Source organism: Nostoc sp. MG11 (assembly GCF_014904695.1).
GTDB lineage: Bacteria > Cyanobacteriota > Cyanobacteriia > Cyanobacteriales > Nostocaceae > Komarekiella.
In genome coordinates this window covers 1-21,363 of record NZ_JACXXN010000003.1, presented here as the reverse complement: position 1 = coordinate 21,363, position 21,363 = coordinate 1, and the positions used below count along the sequence as shown (strand labels likewise).

Genomic DNA, 21,363 nt, shown 5'->3' with positions numbered 1-21,363 from the left:
CGGAGTCGAGATTTAGATGACTGAAGCGAAGGCAGTAAATTCCAACGACCTCTTTACTATGGGTGGCGAGATGGGGGCGCTTATGCGAGCGCTTGACTGGTCGCAATCACCGCTCGGTGCTGTTGAAAACTGGTCACTAAGCCTAGGAGTCGCCTTAAGCATCTGCCTGAATTCTCGCTTTCCGATGGTGATCTGGTGGGGTAAGGAATTAGTGTTGCTTTACAACGATGCTTGGCAACCGATTTTGGGTACTAAGCATCCCCAGGCACTAGGACGCCCTGGTAAAGAAGTTTGGGCTGAGATTTGGGACATTATTGGCGTGCAGCTTGAAAGTGTGTTGACAACCGGACAGGCAACCTGGTCTGATGATATGTTGCTGTTGGTTGATCGATACGGCTATATCGAAGAAGCCTACTTTACCTACTCCTATAGCCCCATCTTCTTAGAAACAGGAGAAGTGGGAGGAGCGTTTACGGCTGTCACTGAAACCACTCGACGGGTGATTGGTGAGCGACGTCTGAGCACATTACGAGAACTGGCTGCTAGCACTGTGGAAGCAAAATCGGTTGAGAAAGCTTGTCGCATTGCTAGCACAACTCTGGCAAAAAATCCTTATGATATTCCCTTTGCGTTGCTGTATTTAGTAAACAATCATGGCAAAGCTCACCTTGTGGAAACAGTAGGACTAGAAGCGGGGACACCTAGCAGTCCTCAACAGGTTGATTTAACTCAGCACGACCCTTGGCAGCTGGCGCAGGTAAGCAGAACTACACAACCAGTAGTTATTGAGCAGTTAATAAAACAATTTGGTGAGCTAACGGGTGGAGCCTGGGAAGAGTCACCCCGATCGGCGATCGTCTTGCCGATCGCCCAAGCGGGTCAAAAAGAGCAGTTAGCGGGGTTGCTTGTCCTTGGTATTAGTCCTCGCCTGGAGTTTGATCATGAATATCGAGGCTTTTTTGAGCTGGTTGCTAGCAATATTGCCACAGCGATCGCTAATGCCAGTGCCTACGAAGAGGAACGCAAACGAGCCGAAGCTCTAGCAGAACTTGATCGGGCTAAAACTACTTTTTTTAGTAATGTCAGTCACGAATTCCGCACACCGCTAACGCTAATGCTGGGCCCATTAGCAGAGACTTTAGCCCACGATTCAGGACTCCAGCCAGGGGAGCGTGAAAAATTAGAGGTGGTACAGCGCAACGGATTACGTTTGCTCAAGCTGGTCAATACCCTCCTTGATTTTTCCCGTATTGAAGCCGAGCGGGCGCAGGCAGTTTACGAACCCACAGATTTAGCAATGCTGACAGCGGAATTAGCGAGCGTCTTTCGCTCCGCCATTGAACAAGCCGGGCTACGGCTTTTAGTCAACTGTCCACCCCTGCCCGAAAGAGTGTATGTAGACCGCGAAATGTGGGAGAAGATTGTCCTCAATCTACTTTCCAACGCCTTCAAGTTTACCTTTGAGGGAGAAATTGAAGTGATGCTGCGTTGGGGTGGTACTCACGTTGAATTAGAAATCAGGGATACAGGTATTGGCATTGCAGCAATCGAACTTCCGCATTTGTTTGAGCGATTTTATCAAGTGCAGGGTGCGCGTGGGCGGACTTATGAAGGTTCAGGGATTGGATTATCGTTGGTTCAGGAGTTAGTGAAACTGCATGAGGGTAACATTCAGGTTAACAGCGTTGTAAACCAAGGAACCCGGTTTACCGTATCGCTACCCACAGGATTTGCCCATCTGCCGAGCGATGCGCTAAGCACCAGATCTACTGAAAGCATCGCCCTATACTCAACCGCAACGGGTGTAGCTGCTTATGTTGAGGAAGCATTACGTTGGCTACCCGAAGAGGAAGAGGATCTGGGGATCTGGGGGGCAGAGGAGGAAATTAGTTCTTTGGCTGTGCGTGAATCTGCACGAATTCTCTTGGCTGAGGACAGCGCCGACATGCGTGACTACCTAAAACGACTGTTGAGCCAGCGGTATGAAGTTGAGGCGGTTGCTGATGGGGTCGCGGCCTTGGCTGCTGCTCAGACACAACTGCCTGATCTGATTCTGAGTGACGTGATGATGCCGGGACTCGATGGTTTTGAACTGCTGCATCAACTCAGATCTGACCCACAAACGAGAGAATTACCCGTCATTCTGCTTTCTGCTCGTGCTGGAGAGGAGTCTCGCATTGAGGGGTTAGAAGCCAGAGCCGATGATTATTTGATCAAGCCGTTCTCTGCTCGTGAATTGCTGGCACGAATTGAAGCAACTTTAAAGCTAGCTCGGATACGACAAGCAGCAAAGCTTCGTGAACAGACATTACGAGCTGCTAGCGAGGCGGCACAGCAAGAAGCTGAATCAGCTTATAACCAAATCAATCACATTCTGGAGAGGATGACCGATGCGTTCGTTGCCCTTGATCAAAATTGGCGAGTCACGTATCAGAATACACAGGCTGAGCAGCTCAACGGCAAGCCACGAACCGAGGTCATCGGCAAGAATCATTGGGAGGAGTGGCCTGCATCAGTTGGCACTAATATAGAGCGCCAGTATCGACGGGCAATGGCAAAGCAGGTTCCTGTCCACTTTGAACACCGCTACTACTCACCACCCGATTATGAGTTTTGGCTTGAGATTCATGCCTACCCTTCTCAAGAGGGGCTAGGAATTTTCTTTCGTGACATTAGCGATCGCAAGCAAGCAGAGGAGGCGCTACGGCAACGAGAAGCAGAACTTAGCCTGATCACAAACGCCTTACCAGTCCTCATATCCTTTATAGATTCAGAACAACGTTACCGCTTCAATAACCGAGAGTACGAGGTATGGTTTGGGCATTCGGCAACAGAGGTCTATGGCAAGTATATTTGGGAGGTTTTGGGTGAATCTGCCTATACAGCGATTCGTCCTTACGTAGAGCAGGTATTAGCAGGACAGCAAGTTACCTTTGAAAGCCAAGTACCTTATATAGATGGTGATTTACGCTATGTAAGTGCTACGTATATTCCTCGTTTGAACACTCAAGGAACCGTTGAAGGGTTTGTAGCGTTGGTCAGCGATATTAGCAATCGCAAACAGGCCGAAGCTACATTGCGTGAAAGTGAAGCACGTTTTCGCCAGATGACAGATACCGCTCCAGTGCTGGTCTGGATGTCTGGCACTGACAAACTCTGTAATTACCTCAATCAACCTTGGCTAGACTTTACCGGACGGACTTTAGAGCAAGAGATGGGGAATGGATGGACTCAAGGCGTTCATCCCAATGACTTTCAGCGTTGCTTAGATACATACATTAATGCCTTTGATGCCCGACAAAATTTTCAAATGGAGTATCGCCTTAGACATTTTGATGGCGAATACCGTTGGATTTTGGATGCTGGTGTGCCGCGGTTTGCATCAACAGGAAAGTTCCTCGGCTATATCGGCTCGTGTGTTGATATTCACGATCGCAAGCTAGCTGAGGAGGCGTTACGCGAGAGTAAGGAACGTCTAAGCTTTGCGCTGGAATCAGCAGAATTAGGCGATTGGGATCTAGATTTGAGAAACCAAACTGCTCACCGTTCTCTGCGGCATGATCAAATCTTTGGTTACGAGTCTCTCTTACCCGAATGGACTTATGAAATGTTTCTGGAGCACGTTGTACCTGAAGATCGCGCTCTAGTTGATGCCAAGTTTCGGACTGCCTTAACTAATAATAATATCTGGAATTTTGAGTGCCGCATTCGCCGTGCTGATGGAGAATTACGCTGGATTTGGGCACGTGGGCATATTTATCATAATGCTCAAGGTGAGGCAGTGCGGATGCTGGGATTAATTGCTGACATTTCTGAGCGCAAACTAGCTGAGGAGGCATTGCGGCAAAGCGAGGAGCGCACACGGCTTGCAATCAAGGTGGCTCGGCTCGGTACTTGGGCCTATAACCCTAGCACAAACCTCGTTAAGTTCGACGAGCGGATGTGCGAGATCTGGGGCGAGCCGGATGACGCGGTGATCATCCCTTTACCAATAATCATGGAGCGCATCCACCCTGATGATCAAGCACGTGTAGCAAGTTCTGTCAATACTGCGCTTGATCCTAAATTGTCGGGTGCTTACAAAATCGACTATCGGCTTGTGTGGCCCGACGGAAGCGAGCGCTGGGTATCGGCTTACGGACAGGCGCAATTTGAGGGAGAGGGAGTATCCCGGCGATCGCTTGAGTTAATTGGAACCGCACTCGACATCACTGATCGCAAGCTTGCCGAAATCGCCTTGCAACAACTCAACGAAATCTTAGAGCAAGGAATCAAAGAACGCACAGCCCAACTAGAAGCTGCTAACCAGGAGCTAGAATCTTTTTCCTATTCAGTTTCTCACGACTTGCGAGCACCATTTCGCCACATCGCTGGATTTGTGGAATTGCTGCAAAAACGGCTGAATTCAACCAGCTTAGATGAAACGAGTCAGCGCTATTTACGGACGATCGCTCAAACTGCCAAACAGGCAGGTATACTAATTGATGAATTGCTGACATTTTCCCGGATGGGACGCAGCGAGATGCGTTCTATTACCCTGAATATGGATCAACTGGTGCGAGAAGTCAAACGTGATTTAGTCACAGAGACAATAGGACGCACAATCCATTGGCACATTGCGCCATTGCCAGAGGTGCAAGGCGACCCTTCTATGCTCCGGCTCGTTCTTCGCAACCTGATTGGGAATGCAATTAAATATACTCTGACTCGCACCTCAGCAGAAATCACCATTGGAAGTATCAATCATGAAAACGAAGTTATCTTTTTTGTGCAAGATAACGGCGTTGGTTTTAATATGCAATATGTCCACAAGTTGTTTGGCGTATTTCAACGCCTACATAGCGACCTAGAGTTTGAAGGCACGGGTGTAGGATTGGCAAATGTGCAGCGGATTATTTATCGACATAATGGTCGAGTTTGGGCAGAGGGTGTGGTTGACAACGGAGCCACCTTTTATTTCTCACTGCCTAAGTTGTTAAACAAGGAGGGAGAATGAAGGAACTCAAGCGAATTCTGCTGATTGAAGACAGTGCCAACGATGCGGAGCTAATACTGGCTGCCCTTTCGGAAAACCATCTCGCCAACGAAGTAGTGGTAGTACGCGATGGTGAGGAAGCATTAGATTATCTCTATCGCCGGGGGCTGTTTCGATTACGCATGGAGGGGTATCCTGTTGTAGTGCTGCTCGATTTGAAGCTACCTAAAATTGATGGACTAGAAGTGCTAGCACGACTCAAATCTGACCCCAAAATGCGAGTGATTCCCATCGTAGTACTGACCTCTTCCCGCGAAGAACCAGACCTATCTCGATGCTATGAGTTAGGCGTCAATGCCTATGTCGTCAAGCCTGTAGATTATCATGAATTTGTCGATGCGATTAGAGGTGTGGGACTGTTTTGGGCAGTGATCAATCAGCCACCCCTTGGTGCTCTACCTCCTGTACCTCATCGTCAGCCGGAGAGCAAGTAATGAGTGTCCTGCGTTTTCTCCTTTTGGAAGACAGTCTGTTGGATGCAGAGCTTATCCAAGCAATGTTAACAGAAGGAGGAATTGATTGCGAACTCGTACGTGTTGAAACCAGTGCTGACTTCTTGGCTGCACTGGAAACAAAGGCTTTTGATTTAATTCTTGCCGATTATGCTTTGCCGTCGTTTGATGGGATTTCTGCACTCCAAATTGCTCGAAATCGTTGTCCAGATGTGCCTTTCATCTTTGTCTCTGCGGCGTTGGGTGAAGAATTGGCGATCGAAGCCCTCAAGAATGGTGCAACCGATTATGTGTTGAAGCAAAGACTAGGGCGGTTGGTTCCTTCGGTACAACGGGCATTGCGGGAAGCCCAGGAGCGTTGTGAACGCCAACGAGCAGAGGATTCTTTACAAAAGAGTGAAGCCAAGTATCGCAGAATTGTTGATACTTCTTATGAAGGAATCTGGATGATTGATTCTCAGGCACGAACAGAGTTTGTAAACCAGCGGCTCTCCGAAATGTTGGGCTATACGGCAGAGGAGATGTTTGGTCGTGCAATATTTGATTTTATGGATCAGACTGATGGTATAGTTGCCCAACAGAAACTTGAGTGGCTTAGGCAAGAAGGAAATGATCTTAAAGAAGGTCGATTGCGCTGCAAAGATGGTTCCTACATCTGGACACTGATTTCTGCTAGAGCAATTTCGAGTGAGCAAGGTGAATTCTTAGGTGCAATCGCCATGCTAACCGATATCACAGATCGCAAGCGAACCGAGTCAGAACGCGATCGCCTTTTGCAACTTGAGCGAGCAGCACGAGCAGAAGCAGAAGCAGCAAACCGAATCAAAGACGAGTTTTTAGCAGTCCTTTCTCATGAATTGCGATCGCCCCTGAATCCGATCTTAGGTTGGTCAAGATTGTTACAAAGTCGTAAATTTGATGAAACAGCCCTCAAGAAAGCACTGGAAACCATTGAGCGCAATGCTAAATTGCAAGCTCAACTAATTGAAGACCTGTTGGATGTTTCTCGCATTCTGCAAGGTAAAATCAACCTCAACATGACAGCAGTCGATCTAGCATCCACTATTGAGGTTGCAATGGAGACAGTACGCTTAGCAGCAGAGGCGAAAACCATTCAAATAAAAACGATGCTAGATCCGGCTGTTGGTAAAATTTTGGGTGATTCAGCTCGTCTACAACAAGTCCTCTGGAATCTGCTCTCGAATGCCGTCAAGTTCACACCTATTGGCGGACAAGTAAATGTGCTATTGGAGTGTGTTGACACTCAAGCTCAAATTACCGTGAGCGACAATGGTAAGGGCATCACCCCTGACTTTCTACCTCATGTGTTTGAATATTTTTATCAAGGTGACAGTACAACAACCAGAAAGTTTGGTGGATTAGGGTTAGGTTTAGCGCTTGTCCGTCACTTGGTTGAGATGCATGGTGGAACAGTGTCGGCCCAAAGTCCAGGTGAGGAGCAAGGATCTATCTTCACAGTTCAGCTACCCTTGCTCAAGGACAGCAGAATCATCAAGGATGAAACAAACAACACCGTTTTAACTGAGACTACTGCTACTTTCCCCCTCACAGGTATACAAATCCTGCTTGTAGATGACAATGCTGATACCCGTGACTTTTTCAGCTTTGTGCTTGAGGAGTTTGGCGCACTCGTAACCACAGTTGCATCAGCAGATGAAGCATTACAAGCTCTAGCACACTCAAAACCAGATATCTTGCTCAGCGATATCGGAATGCCAGAGATGAACGGCTATATGCTAATACAACAGGTGCGTGCTTTGGAAATAAAAGAAGGGCGACAACAGATTCCCGCAATCGCCCTGACTGCTTATGCAGGTGAAATGAATCAGCAACAGACACTAACAGCCGGGTTTCAACGGCACATTGCCAAACCTGTAGCACCAGAGGAGTTGCTCACAGCGATTTCCAACTTAGTTAAATGTAATTAACAAGGTCGCTGCATTAATGCTTTACAAAGAGTTCCCATTGTAGCACCAGAGGAGTTGCTCACAGCGATTTCCAACTTAGTTAAATGTAATTAACAAGGGACTGGGTACTCTTAAGAGGGGGAAAAGGTTAAAGGGTAAAGGTTAAGAGGATAGTTTTTCCCTTTACCCCTTACCCCTTCCCCTAATGCCCCATGCCCAATTCCAATTATTCTAAAATCCCATTGCTTCGGCTACTGCTCTCAGTTCAGGCGCGATGCCCTGTTTAAATAGACTTTGATTGTGTTTAATGGCTGTATCTGGGTCTTTTAGACCATTGCCAGTGAGGACGCAAACTACTGTTGCCCCGGTAGGAACTTGGTCTTTTACCTGCAATAAGCCGGCTACAGAAGCAGCGCTAGCAGGTTCGCAAAAGACGCCTTCAGATGATGCTAAAAGTCGATAGGCGTCAAGAATTTCGGCGTCAGTAACGGCGTGGAAACTGCCCATACTTGCTGATTGCGCTGCGATCGCTAATTCCCAACTAGCAGGATTACCAATGCGAATTGCTGTCGCTAAGGTTTCGGGATGCGCCACTGGCTTACCAGTGACTAAGGGGGCTGCACCTGCGGCTTGGAATCCCATCATTCGGGGTAGGCGATCGCATTTTCCAGCTTGATGATATTGACAAAACCCCATCCAATATGCTGTGATATTTCCCGCATTACCTACAGGGATACATAGCCAGTCTGGAACTTCGCCTAGCACATCGACAATCTCAAAGGCTGCTGTTTTCTGCCCTTCTAGGCGGTAGGGATTGACCGAATTCACCAAAGTTACCGGATAGCTTTCTGCCATTTCGCGGACAATTTCTAGCGCTTGGTCAAAATTACCTTTAATTGCCAGCACCTCTGCCCCATACAGCAAAGCCTGAGCTAACTTGCCCAATGCTACATAGCCATCGGGAATCAGTACGAAGGCACTCATCCCGCCACGCCTAGCATAAGCCGCGGCGGCGGCTGAGGTGTTGCCTGTGCTAGCACAAATTACTGCTTTTGCCCCTGCTTCCTTGGCTTTGGAAATTGCCATTGTCATTCCCCGGTCTTTGAAGCTACCAGTGGGATTAAGACCGTCGTATTTGACAAATACACGTACTTGTCTGCCAATGCGTTCTGCGATCGCCGGCGCCGGTATTAAGGGGGTGTTACCCTCGAACAAGGTGACAACAGGCGTTTTTTCGCTGACAGGCAAGTATTCACGATAGGCTTCTATCAGTCCAGGCCAAGGTTGGCGATAAGATTTAGCAGCAGACAGGCTCAAAGTCACGGAGTTTATAAAGATTGAGGATTGGGTAATGGGGATTGGGGATTCTTAAGAAGGGGATAGGTTAAAGGGTAAAGGGATGGTTGTACCCTTTTCCCCTTACCCCTTCACCTTTCCCTAATCCTAATCCCCAGTCTTTTGATTTGATTGGAACACGAGTATCAAAATTGCAGTCTTTTATGAGAGAATCTAATATTTATTAGACTAAATGATTAAAATTATACAATATTTTCATAAAGGTTAAATTTACATTATTATATTATCTCTAATGGTGTGAGTTAAGTTGTGGATTTAAATAAGTGATGTCTACCTGTTCACCAAGTGTTTATAACCGTGAGTCTCAGGCTCTCTGGGCTAGCAAGTTGAGCAAGTCTTATTACCAAGATGATCAGCAAGCTAAACTTATGCATCTGCAAGCAGAGATAGACTCTCTGTTGGAGCAGTTGCAAAACCTGAAGCACCAGCGTCTAGATGGTGTTAGCCAAGAATAATGTAAGTTGTTTTGGACAGAGAAGAGATCGCCAGCATCTCTCGACTCGGAATTTTCACAAGAGAGTTGCTTACTCAAAACGCTGGTTTTTCTCTGACCAGCGCTTCAAACTATAGTTATTAGCATTTTCCACTAGTAAAGCTAGGGAATGCGTATCTGAAAGTTTAGCGATCGCTGTCAACGTTTGCCGAGAATTTTCGGTAAAATCCGTATAAATCACTTTACCAGTATCAGACAAAATTAAACTCCGGGGACGGGATTGCTCTTTTTCCCCCTGAATCCCAGGTACAGCCTGATTTAAAGATGCTATTGATGCCCCAGAGATAGTTAATACTGTTTCCGGCTTGGCATTGTTTGTTAAATCAATCAGTTGAACAGGCCAATAACTCAATTTTTCGTGCATCTGCTCGAAGCTAGGAATAGCCTCAGTGGAAACATCACCTGATTGTTGTATGGAACGCCACACAGTTGGTAATATTGTCCTTAGCTTTTGAGGATCTTGTTGATACAGTGCCTCTATAGTGATTGGAGACGGTTGCACCCATTCCAGCGCTGTATTTGTCAGGGCTAGGGGTCTGGGTTGAAGACCATTATTTTGATTCTCTGGAATTTTGACGCCAGTAGCTAATAAGCGCAAAACCCCACCTCGTAATTGCACTGCTTTGATAGTGGCGGTAGTTGTTTGCTGTTCTCCATTGGGTAGCCAGACAACTATTTGAATTCCAGGGTCAGAAGTGATACCCAAAGTTTGCCAAAAAAATTTACCTGGGGAAGTTTTAGGAGGCTTTAAGTCATTAAATGGTGAATTTAGCCAGCGTTTACCGTCATGAAATGCACTTACTTCCACCTGATACCATTGGTTATCTGTGAGTTTTATATCTGCCTTGGAATTTAGTTGTAGCCACTCGGCGCTAGTAACTTGAGTGATTGGTTGCACCGAACCAATAATCTGACTAGGATGATTAGAGAGGGTTTGCGACTTTGTTACCTCACTACTAACTCTTGTTAACAGACCTTGAATATATGCAAGAGTATGTTTTTTGATTTGTGGTTGGGCGCTCAACCAGGAATTGGCATGTTCTCGCCCCCGTTGAACTGCTAAAATTAATGCTCCCCAAGCTTGTACTTCCGACCTATTTGGATTCACTCGCAACGCTGCAACTGTGCGATTCCACAACCGTCCTTCATCGGCTTTAAGTAAAGTGGCAATTTCTTGAGCATTCTGGGGCGATGCTTCAAACACCTGTAAAGCTTTTCCCCAGCGACCATCAATCAAATCTGCTAATACTTGTTGACTCGGACTTGCCCAATTTTTTTGAGCTTGGGCTTTGCTAAGTTGGGAGTGCAAGCGAATCAAATCCATTTGCGCTTGCGCCGCCTCTGGTAAAATCCCTCTTCGCTGTTTTTGGATGAATTTCAACCACTCAAAAGCTGGTGTCCACAGTCCGCTACGGGCAATTGAGAGGGCATTTTGGTACGCAGAATCTTTGAGGGCTGGTGAATTGAGAGTAATCGCCTCTAATTGAATGGGTTTGAGGAATAATTTGACAGGTTTGACTTGATAAACTTGTAACTGCGGTTCTAAACCTACTGTTTGATCAACCACTAACTCTTTTTTGTTATCACCAGTTACCTGCTGCCATTTGGGCTGTTGTCCGTTGGGACTTGTCCAAGACAACATCGATTGTAAGTTGGTGCGTTCTGGATTGTAATATATGATGTTACCGTAAGCAAACTTACTACTTCCTTGTTGGCGTTGACCTCGCAAATAAAACCAAACCCCTGATGATGTAGCACCTTCAAAACGTTTCACTTCAGTTAAAGGTAAGGATAAGTTAGTATCTTGATCTGATACCGTATCCAATACAAAGGATTCTTCAGGGCCAGTTACAGATAGTTGAGTTGCTAGATAGTAGTATTTTTCTGACTGAGATTGAAACTCTGACTCTTGTGAGCGTTGATAAACCCTGAGTTCCATAAGTTCTTGACAATCAGACTGACAATTAGCCCGTTGTCGAAAAACTGGCAGTAAAAACGAGATTTCTACATCCTTATCTAAAGGTAAGATTTCCCCAGCTATGTGTTTGTGCTTACTCAGATTGAGTTGAATATCTTCGAGAGTATGAGGACGTTCGTAGTTACCAAGAGGAATTTGCGCCCATTCTGGTAAAACTTTATTCAGCCAACTTACCTGATTTGGATTGAAGATGTAGAGAGTGCTAATCCAAGCAAAAGCCATAACTAAACTAGCACTGCTCAGCAGAATTGCGATCGCTAGCGTTGACAATAGACGATTTGGCTTCGGCTTATTATCGGGTTTTTTAGCCACATCTTTGGTCACGCCTGCATGAGGCTGATTTCGTTTAGCAGCTTTTGGCGTCAGCTTGCGCCAGCGATTTGCCATAGTAGTTCTTAATCAATCCAGTGTGTCTTTTTAAGTTCCCAGTCCCTAGTCCCTAAGTCCCTAGTCCCCAGTACCTAATACCCTGTTATACTCGCGCTTTCAGAAGTTGCCCAGACATATAAAGTCTAATTTTGTACAAAATCCGTACATTTCCCCATGTGGACGCCAGAGAATCGAGAATACACTCTTCACGTAAGTATGTGAGCAGAGTGTAAAAAGTTGAAAGTTAGACTTATTCGCCGCAGTCATTGCATTGGGACGTTCGCCTGTCTACTAGTTGCGGCAGCGGACGGAGTTACACAAAAAGCAATAGCACAGGAGTACACTGACACGGTAATTACACAGGAGCCGGGAATTACAAGTCAAGAGTCAGAAGCTATATTGTTCCCCCACAGCCCCCACTCCTCTATTCCCCCACTCCTCTATTCCCCCACTCCTCCACTCCTCCACTCCTCCACTCCCCCACTCCCCATCGCCGAAGAACCGATGGCACAAGTTACATCGGTTTCTCAACTCAAGGATGTACAACCCACAGATTGGGCATTCGGTGCATTACAGTCTTTAGTAGAACGCTATGGTTGCATAGCGGGTTATCCAGACAGTAGTTATCGCGGTAATCGCGCTTTAACTCGGTATGAATTTGCTGCTGGTGTGAATGCTTGCTTAGATAGAGTCAATGAGTTGATTACTACAGCCACTAGTGATTTACTCACCCGCGAAGATTTAGCAACTTTGCAAAAATTACAAGAAGAGTTTGCTGCTGAATTAGCGACTTTGCGGGGTCGTGTTGATGATTTAGAAGCCCGCACCGCTGAAATTGAAGCTAATCAATTTTCAACAACAACTAAACTCAGCGGACTACTCATAGTTGGCGTTCAAGGACGGACTAGCAATCGTGGTGACGTTAGTCCCAGAGATGGTCAAAAAGATACAGATGATGGAGGTACAAACGCTAATGTTATATCCTTGGCACAGCTGTATTTAACTAGTCAAATCACTCCCCGCAGTTACTTGTTTACAGGTCTTTTATCTGGTAACGGTACTAGTGCGCCTCGATTTAACAATAGTGTTTCCCGAAATGATGTTTTACTTGGCTACGAATTTCCTACAGATAACTTAATCATTAGTGACCTTAATTATCACTGGCTGGTGACAGACAACTTAGCAGTGATGGTGGGAACAGAAGGCGTGAGTATGCCGGCTGCTTTTCGAGGGCCAAACCGAGTAGAGAGTGCTGCAACAGGGCCACTATCTTATTTTGCCCAAAGAAACCCGATTTTAAATATGGGGTACGCTCACGGTGGTATAGCTATTGATTGGCAATTTGCTAAACGCGCTAGTTTACAGGCAATTTATTCGAGTTATAGTCCCGGTAATCCCGGTACACGCAGCGGTTTATTTGACGGAAACACCACTACAGGCGTACAGTTGCTACTGACACCAACGGATACTGTAGATCTGAGTTTGTATTACGTTAACAATTACTCTTCAGATGGTTGTTTACTAACCTTTGTTGGTGATGAATGCTTAACTACTGTTAATTCTAATATTGGAAAGTCAGCACCTCTGCAAACCAATGCTGTTGGCGCTACTGTAAATTGGCAAATTTCACCCAGCATTACTTTAGGTGCATGGGGTGGTTATACTAAGTCTTACATTCCAGGGCGATCGGGAAATGTAGAGACGACGAATTACATGGTATTTCTAAATTTTCCTGATTTGTTTGCTAGGGGAAATTTGGGCGGAATTTATATCGGACAACCTCCTAAAATTACCAGTAGCGACTTACCTGTAGGGAACAATGTCCCTGACTTTGTGAATACAGGTTTGGGACGAGCAGGAGGACAACCAGGAACAACTACTCAAATTGAAGCATTTTATCGCTTTCAGCTAACAGATAACATTAGCATCACACCAGGTATAATTCATATCCTAGAGCCTGGACATACACCAAACAATGACCCAGTGACTATTGGCATTCTGCGGAGTAGTTTTAGTTTTTAATTTTGTTTTTACATAGACATTACAACAAAAGGATGATTTTAAATAAGTTTTGTTAACAACTGTATGTATTAAATCTGCTTATCTTATGGCAGCGATGTCTAAAACGGGCTACGCCTACGCACGCAGCGTTAATATCTATAAAGCCATTTGCCAAAATACAAAAGCGAAAAGTCCTAATGTAGTAATGGAAATAAAAAAGGTTTGGCGATGAGCCAAACCTCATATATAAATCCAGTGCATAACAACATCCCGAATTAATTTACTCATGATTATTTTCTTAGGTCATCTTCCTATAGGATGTGTGCAAATATTCTGAAACCTGATAAAACATTACTCCAGTATTTTTGAATGCCTGAAAGCATAAATAATTATTGAGCCATAACCTAGAAAGAGGCTATGGCTCAAGAGTTTAGAGGCTAAGAATTTTGATTTATAATATGCTTGTAAATCTGTGGGTTGCGTTATGTTAGCTTAGTTTAACGGTAGTTATGAGCATTAGCTTCCACGGCTCATCCTAACTCCCAGCAGTTTTTTACTTTCTAAAACACTTTAAGAATAGTCACACAACTCCAAGTATTTTTACATCCAGAACTTGCATCCAAGCATTTTTCTAGCTAGCAGACAAAATAAAAGACGGGTTTTATCCCGTCTAGATAGCTTGAAAGTAGTAACACACCTTGGACTCTGGAAAAAATAGTAAAAATAAAATTCAATAGGTTGTGAGTCTGGCTAATGACATAAACAAGAAGAACAGTGATTTAGCCCGTGCTAAATGTTTTAATCATAGTCCATCACGACAATTTCGATTAATATATCACAAAAAAATTTTAATGTTGTGCCAATATGCCAAATAGTTAACAACAAAAAAGACGGGATTAAACCCGCCCTTAGTATAACAAGTAAAAACATCTTGGTAATTTCTGCAATATATCAAAACCCGATAATAATCATCTGCCAAAATGCCAAAACATTACAGATAAAAATTTTGAACCACAAAGAAAAGACACTGCGAAAAGTATGTAGCAAGATCCCGTAAGGTGCGCCGGCTTTCGGTGAACATATAACAGTTAGCATTTTCATGAATCACATGTAGAGACGTTACATGTAACGTCTGAAGATTGGTTGTGGGCAACCTGGAAGTTAAATAATTTAAATTATACGTAGCAGAATTTATATACTGTCTTGTAGTTAAAACAAAAAGGATTGTTTGACCTTTAGCAATCCTGTTAAGATGCTTCGATGTCAAAAACACAACATCCCCTAAACCAAAAAGCCGGTTGGTCTTTGGATAAGCGAGATCCAAAATTCATCAAATCTCTGATGCCCTTATTAGGCTTTTTATATCATTACTATTTTCGAGTTCAAACTAGTGGCTGGCACAATATCCCACTTCAGGAAAAAGTCTTATTTGTTGGTTCGCACAATGGGGGACTCGCGGCTCCCGATATGACGATGATGATGTATGACTGGTTCCGCCGATTTGGTGTAGAACGACCCGTTTACGGTCTGATGCATCCCAAGGCCTGGCAGGTTAGCCCGCCACTAGCGGAACTGGTTGCTAAAACTGGAGCAATTGTAGCTCATCCTAAAATGGCTTACGCGGCTTTGCGTTCTGGAGCTAGTTTATTGGTCTATCCAGGTGGAGCCGAAGATGTTTTCCGACCGCATTATTTGCGTCACAAAATCTATTTTGCAGGGCGACAAGGGTTTATCAAGCTGGCGCTACGGGAAAATGTGCCAATTGTGCCTGTGATTTCCGTCGGCGCTCACGATACGCTGATTGTACTAGCTGACTGCTACAAAATTGTGCAGCAACTCCATGAGTGGGGGATGCCTTGGCTATTGGGCATTGATCCAGAAGTCTTTCCGATTTATCTGGGACTGCCTTGGGGATTAGCATTTGGCCCTTTGCCTAACATTCCGTTGCCTGTGCCTATATATACGCGAGTTTGTCCTCCGATTATATTTGAACGTTACGGTCGGGAAGGGGCTAGCGATCGCCAATATGTCAACGCCTGCTACGAACTGGTAACAAGTCAGATGCAGCAGGAGTTAGACGATCTAGTCAAGCTAAGTGCTGAATCACAAATAATTAAGCACTAAAGCTATTTGGAACTAAGGAAGGCTTGAGGTAAGGATAAGGTACAAACCGTTGCCGATTCATTGCATCAATCCGCTGCTCAATCTCATTCAACTCCTGCTGGAACTCCTGAACCATCATTTTGACTGGAGTTCCGCGGAAGGTGAGATTAAACGCTTCATCATAATAGCCCAGGCGATCGTGCCGATAGAAAGATAAGTAACTAACAATTTTAATTTGAGCTTCCGCCTGATCCTTTGGTGGGAGGAACTTCATCAGTGCTTTTTCATCTGGAATCATGCCTTTACCAGTAATACTGACATAAGCAGCCTGGGGCATATTGGGAATATATGCCATGTAGTCGAATTGTGAATAGTTAACTGCTGCGTGCTGCGGGCCACAGGTGAAAATAACATTGGTAATAATCTCAATTAGTTGCTCTACTGTGGCGATCGCGCTTGGCATTCCTTTAACCCGTCCGCCGTCTGCTGAGGTTAGTTCCTTTGCCCAAGCTTGTAGTTCCTTATCCCCCTGAATATCTGCGGCTGTGGGATAGCAATACTTGAGATAATCAGATACAAACTTATTAATGGCATTCCACAGCAACATCCCATCATCTCGATAGGGGAAGTTGGGCAGTTTTTTCACATCCTCCAGTCCGCGGCTCTTGATTTCTTGTGGGAAAGCAAACTTATCTAAACTCCACTCAGAATAGGCTTTCTTGACAATTCCATAAGATTCCTCTAATGTGCCTGCCATAATTCGATCAACGTGACCACCCACTTGACCATCGACGTAAGGATTGATCAGTAGTTGTCGACCTTGATCGTTAATTGCTAAGAGGAAGCGTAGATGAGGAGCTAGTAGTAAATGTACAGGATGGTTAATGGCTAGTTGGCGGGGGGTGGAAATGGCAAAAGGCTCCATGACAAAGTGTGTCCAACACAGATGGCTGCTCATTTCGTGGTGGTTGGCATCTGCTACCTGAACGCACATCTTGGCTACCAGCCAATCCAGGGGTTTATCATGCGGGGTAAAAATCGCTCCACCCCGTTTAGGCTGCACTTGAATCGCGATCGGTATTAACTCTTTCTTCGTTTCATCAAAGTAGAAAAATGCAATTGGGGTGGGTAGATATTTTTTCATTCCCTTAAAAGTCCCACCCTGGACAAAGCTGAGTCCGCTGTAATCGGCAACGTAAATATTGCCATTGGCTAGGGCGGTATCTAATCGCACATTGGGACAAACTGCCTTGAGTTCTTCTTTGGTCACAGAAGAATGAGGTGTAATTTGCATGATTCGCCGCAGCACCATCGGATTTACACCAGCTAATCTCTGATCAGCAAAAGAGCGATCGCTTTGATAAATCTTACTGACTTCTGGCTTACCTTGCGTGGGAAAAAAATCATCAAAGGCTTGCAGTCCATCAAAGGGGTCGAGGGTGTTAGGCAGTGATGACCGAGTGAATACGTAGGTAGGTGACAAGGTAGAAGACTGAGGTACACGGGGGTAGCCTGGCGGAACTGGAAACGGTGGAATAACTGGATGAAGGGCAGCTAGCGGCGCTAAAATATCGTGGTCAAATTTATACTGATCGCGATCGGGCAAAAACTGGCGCGTTTCTTGAGCTGTCTGTGGCAATAACGGCTTAATTGTGTTCATTTTGCCTCTTTGTTTTATCTTGAACTATTCGATTTGAATACTCTATTTGTACTGCATCCATGAATACAAACTATATTGTTATACAAAAAATTTACGTATATTCACCTTGGTAAAAGGATATCAATAACTTTTCTGTATAAAACTTAGTCATATCCAGGATTTTTCTCGATTTTGTCTATAAACTACAAAACTTATAGTTTTTTGTTGCTAATTATTACTCAGAGTTACGTTTCTCTTTTATGCAGATTGTCGGCTTTAGTTTTTACTCAATCTACTCGCTAGCCGTCAAATTCCGCTTCACGTTGATTTACGGGTGATACTTTCCAATGGTATTTGGGAGTACCCACTGTTAAACGAATATATTCGGGGACTTGTAATACAAAACTGGGTGAGCAAATTTCCCAAAGCTTTGCACTATCTAAGGTAATAAGGGATTGAGCCTGATATTCGCCCTGGTAAATTTGGCTCTTTAAAGGGAAAGGTTTATTTCTTTTTTCCTTTTCCAGACCTACATCCGTCATTTTTAGGTTGGTGAACTACTAGATGTTTGTAAAATTTTTTAAATCGCTCAAATACTTACCGTCAATACTTTTCCTGCACTATAGTCGAGCTACACATATATTTGTTAATCGACATTAGTTACAAAAGATTGACAATTAGTAATCATTGTTTAATAACTGTTTTAAATGTTCTAACTCTCAGCTTAACTGTCTTAACTGTCTTCTAATTATTCAATTAATTATTTTACTGTTTACTTAACTGTCTTAACTGTCTTAACTGTCCTCTAATTATTCAACTGTTTGCTTAACTGCTTTAGTCTACAGATTGCTTTTTTTTTATAACTATGAAAAAGTATGAGAACACCATACAAATTGCTAAGAATCCATCATCAGCATCGGAAATAAGTAATGACTTAAGTGGCTTTTTCAAATGTCTTATCTTGTTGTATAAGGAACTTCAAATAAAACGTATATAGCTCGTTATTTGGATTAGGAGCATCTTGTATTATTGCCTTGACACGAGCCACCACGAGCAAATCCGATATAGATACTTAATCGGCGTGGTAAGGATACTTGTGAACCTCAACGGTACTCAGTTCCGCCACGAAAATAAAGACAGCAAAAAGACCCCAGAGGAGGTTACGCGCAGATCATGCAACCCTTTGAACTGCCAGAATTTTACATGCCTTGGCCCGCAAGGCTGAATCCAAACCTGGAAGCGGCGCGAGTGCATTCCAAAGCGTGGGCCTACCAGATGGGGATACTTGGCTCACAAGAGGAAGCGGAAAGCTCCCCAATCTGGGACGAACGCACATTCGATGCTCACGACTATGCCTTACTTTGCTCGTATACCCATCCAGATGCTCCAGGGACGGAGCTTGACCTAGTGACCGACTGGTATGTTTGGGTGTTCTTCTTCGACGATCACTTCCTTGAAATCTATAAGCGTACTCAAGACATGGCTGGGGCGAAGGAGTATCTTGCAAGACTACCGACGTTCATGCCAGTGTACCCCACCGACACAGCCCCAGTACCCACCAACCCCGTGGAGAGCGGCTTAGCTGACCTGTGGTCTCGCACCGCGTTTACCAAGTCTGCGGCCTGGCGGCTCCGGTTCTCCGAGAGTACCAAGAACCTCCTGGAAGAGTCTCTGTGGGAACTCTCCAATATCCGCCAGGATCGGGTTGCCAACCCCATTGAGTACATTGAGATGCGCCGCAAGGTTGGCGGCGCTCCGTGGTCAGCGGATCTCATAGAACACGCCGTGTTTGTTGAGATTCCGCCCGAAATCGCCACAACTCGGCCTATGCGTGTATTGAAAGACACATTTGCCGATGGGGTGCATCTTCGTAACGACCTGTTCTCCTACCAGAGAGAAGTAGAGGATGAAGGCGAGAACGCCAACTGTGTGTTGGTCTTTGAGCAATTCCTGAATGTGAGTACACAGGAGGCGGCTAATCTCACCAATGAACTCCTGACCTCGCGGCTACAGCAGTTCGATAACACCGCCATCACCGAGTTGCCGTCCCTGTTTGAGGAATACGGACTAGACCCAGTGGCTCGCATGAACGTTCTGTTATACATCAAAGGACTTCAAGACTGGCAGGCGGGCGGTCATGAGTGGCATCTGAGGTCGAGCCGCTACATGAACAAGGGAGTGGACAATTCTCCGACATCCACGCTACTTCTGGGCGGCCCCACTGGGTTGGGTACATCGGCGGCGCGTATTGGATCGTTATACAGCGCTTTGGGTTTGGGAAGGTTCAAGAGCTTCACTCACGTTCCATACCAGGCCGTGGGGGCGGTAACGATGCCGAAGTTTTACATGCCATTCTCTACAAGTTTGAATCCGCATCTGGATGCCGCGCGGCAGCATTCCAAGGAATGGGCGCGTCAGATGGGGATGCTGGACTCATTACCTGGCATTCCTGATGCTGTCATCTGGGATAACCACAAGTTCGATGTTGCTGACGTGGCCTTATGCGGTGCATTGATCCATCCGAATGCGTCCGGTTCTGAGCTGAATCTGACAGCGGGCTGGCTTGTTTGGGGAACATACGCTGACGATTACTTCCCGGCGCTCTACGGACACAGCCGCAACATGGCGGGTGCAAAAGTTTTCAACGCCCGCCTGTCAGCGTTCATGCCTCTCGATTCCACGCCCATGCCGTTACCGACCAACCCGGTAGAACGCGGCTTGGCTGACCTGTGGTCTCGCACAGCCGCCCCCATGTCTGCAAACGCGCGGCGTCAGTTCCGCCGTGCTATTGAGGACATGACCGAAAGCTGGTTATGGGAGCTCGCCAACCAGATCCAAAATCGGATTCCAGACCCGATAGATTATGTAGAGATGCGTCGTAAGACGTTTGGCTCGGATCTGACGATGAGCCTGTCTCGACTAGCTCAAGGCAGCGAGATACCGCCGGAGATCTACCGCACCCGACCGATGCGCCAGCTGGATAATTCGGCTGCCGACTTCGCCTGTTTAACCAACGACATCTTCTCCTACCAGAAAGAAATAGAATTCGAGGGCGAACTCAATAACGGCGTGCTGGTCGTTCAGCAATTCCTCAACTGCGATCTGCCGCAGGCCGTCGAGGTCGTCAACAACCTGATGACCTCTCGCGCCCGCCAGTTTGAGCACATCGTTGCCACCGAACTGCCAGCCCTTTTCGACGATTTCGACCTGGACGCAAGTACCCGCGAGAAACTGCACGGATACGTCGAGAAACTACAGCAGTGGATGTGCGGCGTACTCAAGTGGCATATAACGGTAGACCGTTATAAGGAATTTGAATTGCGTAATAGTTCGGCAGCAGGGCGGCTATCTAGTGGCCCCACAGGGCTGGGTACTTCGGCTACGCGTATCAGATCTTTGGTTAGTACAGGGGGTATAAGTTCAATACTCAATCAAGTAGGGTCGGGTTCTTTTGTCGGTGAATAAAGTTTGGTGGTGTGGGTTCAAGGTCAGCATTCGAGCAAGTGAGATCAGTTTTTTTAGTAACTAGAGGATTAGGTGATGACAGAATCTATTGAGTTGAATTTGGATGTTGAGATTGGACAACCTCAACTGAGTTTAAGTACGGCTGCTGCGCGGAATTTGTCTACGACGACTAAATCTGCACCACAGATGCAGAGCATTACCTCGCGGTGGTTGTTAAAGATGTTACCGTGGGTGCAGACCAAGGGTGGCACTTATCGGGTGAACCGTCGGTTGACCTATACCGTGGGTGATGGGCGGTTGAGTTTCTCCAACACCGCAACCGAGGTACAGGTGATTCCCCAGGAACTTGGTGAGTTGCCGTTGCTGCGAGGGTTTGACGACACTGAGGTATTGAGCGCGTTGGCTAGTCGGTTTGTGCAGCAGGAGTTCGCACCAGGTGACATCATAGTGCAGTCAGGTCAACCAGCCAATCAGCTTTTTTTGATTGCTCATGGCAAGGTGAACAAGATTGGTGTTGGCAAGTATGATGAGCAGACCGTGTTGG

Annotated in this window: 11 protein-coding genes and 1 pseudogene; 8 read left to right on the top strand and 4 right to left on the bottom strand. The window is 45.7% G+C overall.

All coding sequences use genetic code 11. The annotated features are described in order from the left end of the window. Positions 1–16 precede the first annotated feature (16 nt). The 3 genes from HCR01_RS38450 to HCR01_RS05355 are packed head-to-tail and all read left to right on the top strand — an operon-like array spanning position 17 to position 7,436. Positions 17–4,996 carry a PAS domain S-box protein gene (locus HCR01_RS38450; RefSeq protein ID WP_226889149.1) on the top strand — a complete coding sequence of 1,660 codons (4,980 nt, stop codon included), beginning with the start codon at positions 17–19 and terminating at the stop codon, positions 4,994–4,996. Then, on the top strand, positions 4,993–5,469 hold the full coding sequence (locus HCR01_RS05360; RefSeq protein ID WP_162398782.1) for a response regulator: 477 nt from the start codon (positions 4,993–4,995) through the stop codon (positions 5,467–5,469). Before HCR01_RS38450 ends, HCR01_RS05360 begins: the two co-directional genes overlap by 4 nt. Next, positions 5,469–7,436: a response regulator gene (locus tag HCR01_RS05355; RefSeq protein ID WP_193195245.1), complete on the top strand. Its 1,968-nt coding sequence runs from the start codon at positions 5,469–5,471 to the stop codon at positions 7,434–7,436. Before HCR01_RS05360 ends, HCR01_RS05355 begins: the two co-directional genes overlap by 1 nt. 210 nt (positions 7,437–7,646) lie before the next feature. Here the strand turns inward: HCR01_RS05355 and thrC are convergent, their stop codons facing one another. Then, entirely contained in the window at positions 7,647–8,738 is a 1,092-nt protein-coding gene (thrC, locus tag HCR01_RS05350) for a threonine synthase (RefSeq protein WP_193195244.1), read from the bottom strand. Positions 8,739–9,037: 299 nt separating this feature from the next. Between thrC and HCR01_RS05345 the strand changes: the two genes are divergently transcribed. Next, entirely contained in the window at positions 9,038–9,226 is a 189-nt protein-coding gene (locus HCR01_RS05345) for a hypothetical protein (protein WP_162398779.1), read from the top strand. Between the two features lie 69 nt (positions 9,227–9,295). On the opposite strand, the gene HCR01_RS05340 is transcribed toward HCR01_RS05345, so the two are convergent. Next, positions 9,296–11,629, bottom strand: a complete 2,334-nt coding sequence (locus HCR01_RS05340) for a hypothetical protein (protein ID WP_193195243.1) — start codon at positions 11,627–11,629, stop codon at positions 9,296–9,298. A 219-nt stretch (positions 11,630–11,848) separates the two neighbouring features. On the opposite strand from HCR01_RS05340, the gene HCR01_RS05335 reads away from it, so the two are divergent. Both HCR01_RS05335 and HCR01_RS05330 read left to right on the top strand, forming a co-directional pair. Next, the gene (locus tag HCR01_RS05335) at positions 11,849–13,633 is read left to right on the top strand and encodes an iron uptake porin (protein ID WP_226889148.1); all 1,785 of its coding nucleotides are present in this window, start codon (positions 11,849–11,851) and stop codon (positions 13,631–13,633) included. A gap of 1,239 nt (positions 13,634–14,872) precedes the next feature. Next, complete coding sequence (locus HCR01_RS05330; RefSeq protein ID WP_193195242.1) at positions 14,873–15,736, top strand: lysophospholipid acyltransferase family protein; 864 nt, start codon at positions 14,873–14,875, stop codon at positions 15,734–15,736. Here the strand turns inward: HCR01_RS05330 and HCR01_RS05325 are convergent. Further along, positions 15,726–17,375 (bottom strand): lipoxygenase family protein, encoded by a 1,650-nt coding sequence (locus tag HCR01_RS05325; protein WP_193195241.1) that lies wholly within the window; start codon positions 17,373–17,375, stop codon positions 15,726–15,728. The two genes, HCR01_RS05330 and HCR01_RS05325, sit on opposite strands and share 11 nt — an antisense overlap. Positions 17,376–17,653: 278 nt before the next feature. After that, complete coding sequence (locus HCR01_RS05320) at positions 17,654–17,896, bottom strand: hypothetical protein (protein WP_193195240.1); 243 nt, start codon at positions 17,894–17,896, stop codon at positions 17,654–17,656. 631 nt (positions 17,897–18,527) lie between these two features. Between HCR01_RS05320 and HCR01_RS05315 the strand changes: the two genes are divergently transcribed. Further along, positions 18,528–20,819, top strand: coding sequence for a family 2 encapsulin nanocompartment cargo protein terpene cyclase (locus tag HCR01_RS05315; protein WP_193195238.1), 2,292 nt, complete (start codon positions 18,528–18,530; stop codon positions 20,817–20,819). Between the two features lie 75 nt (positions 20,820–20,894). Continuing rightward, positions 20,895–21,363, top strand: a pseudogene (locus HCR01_RS05310) (Crp/Fnr family transcriptional regulator); the annotation flags it as partial.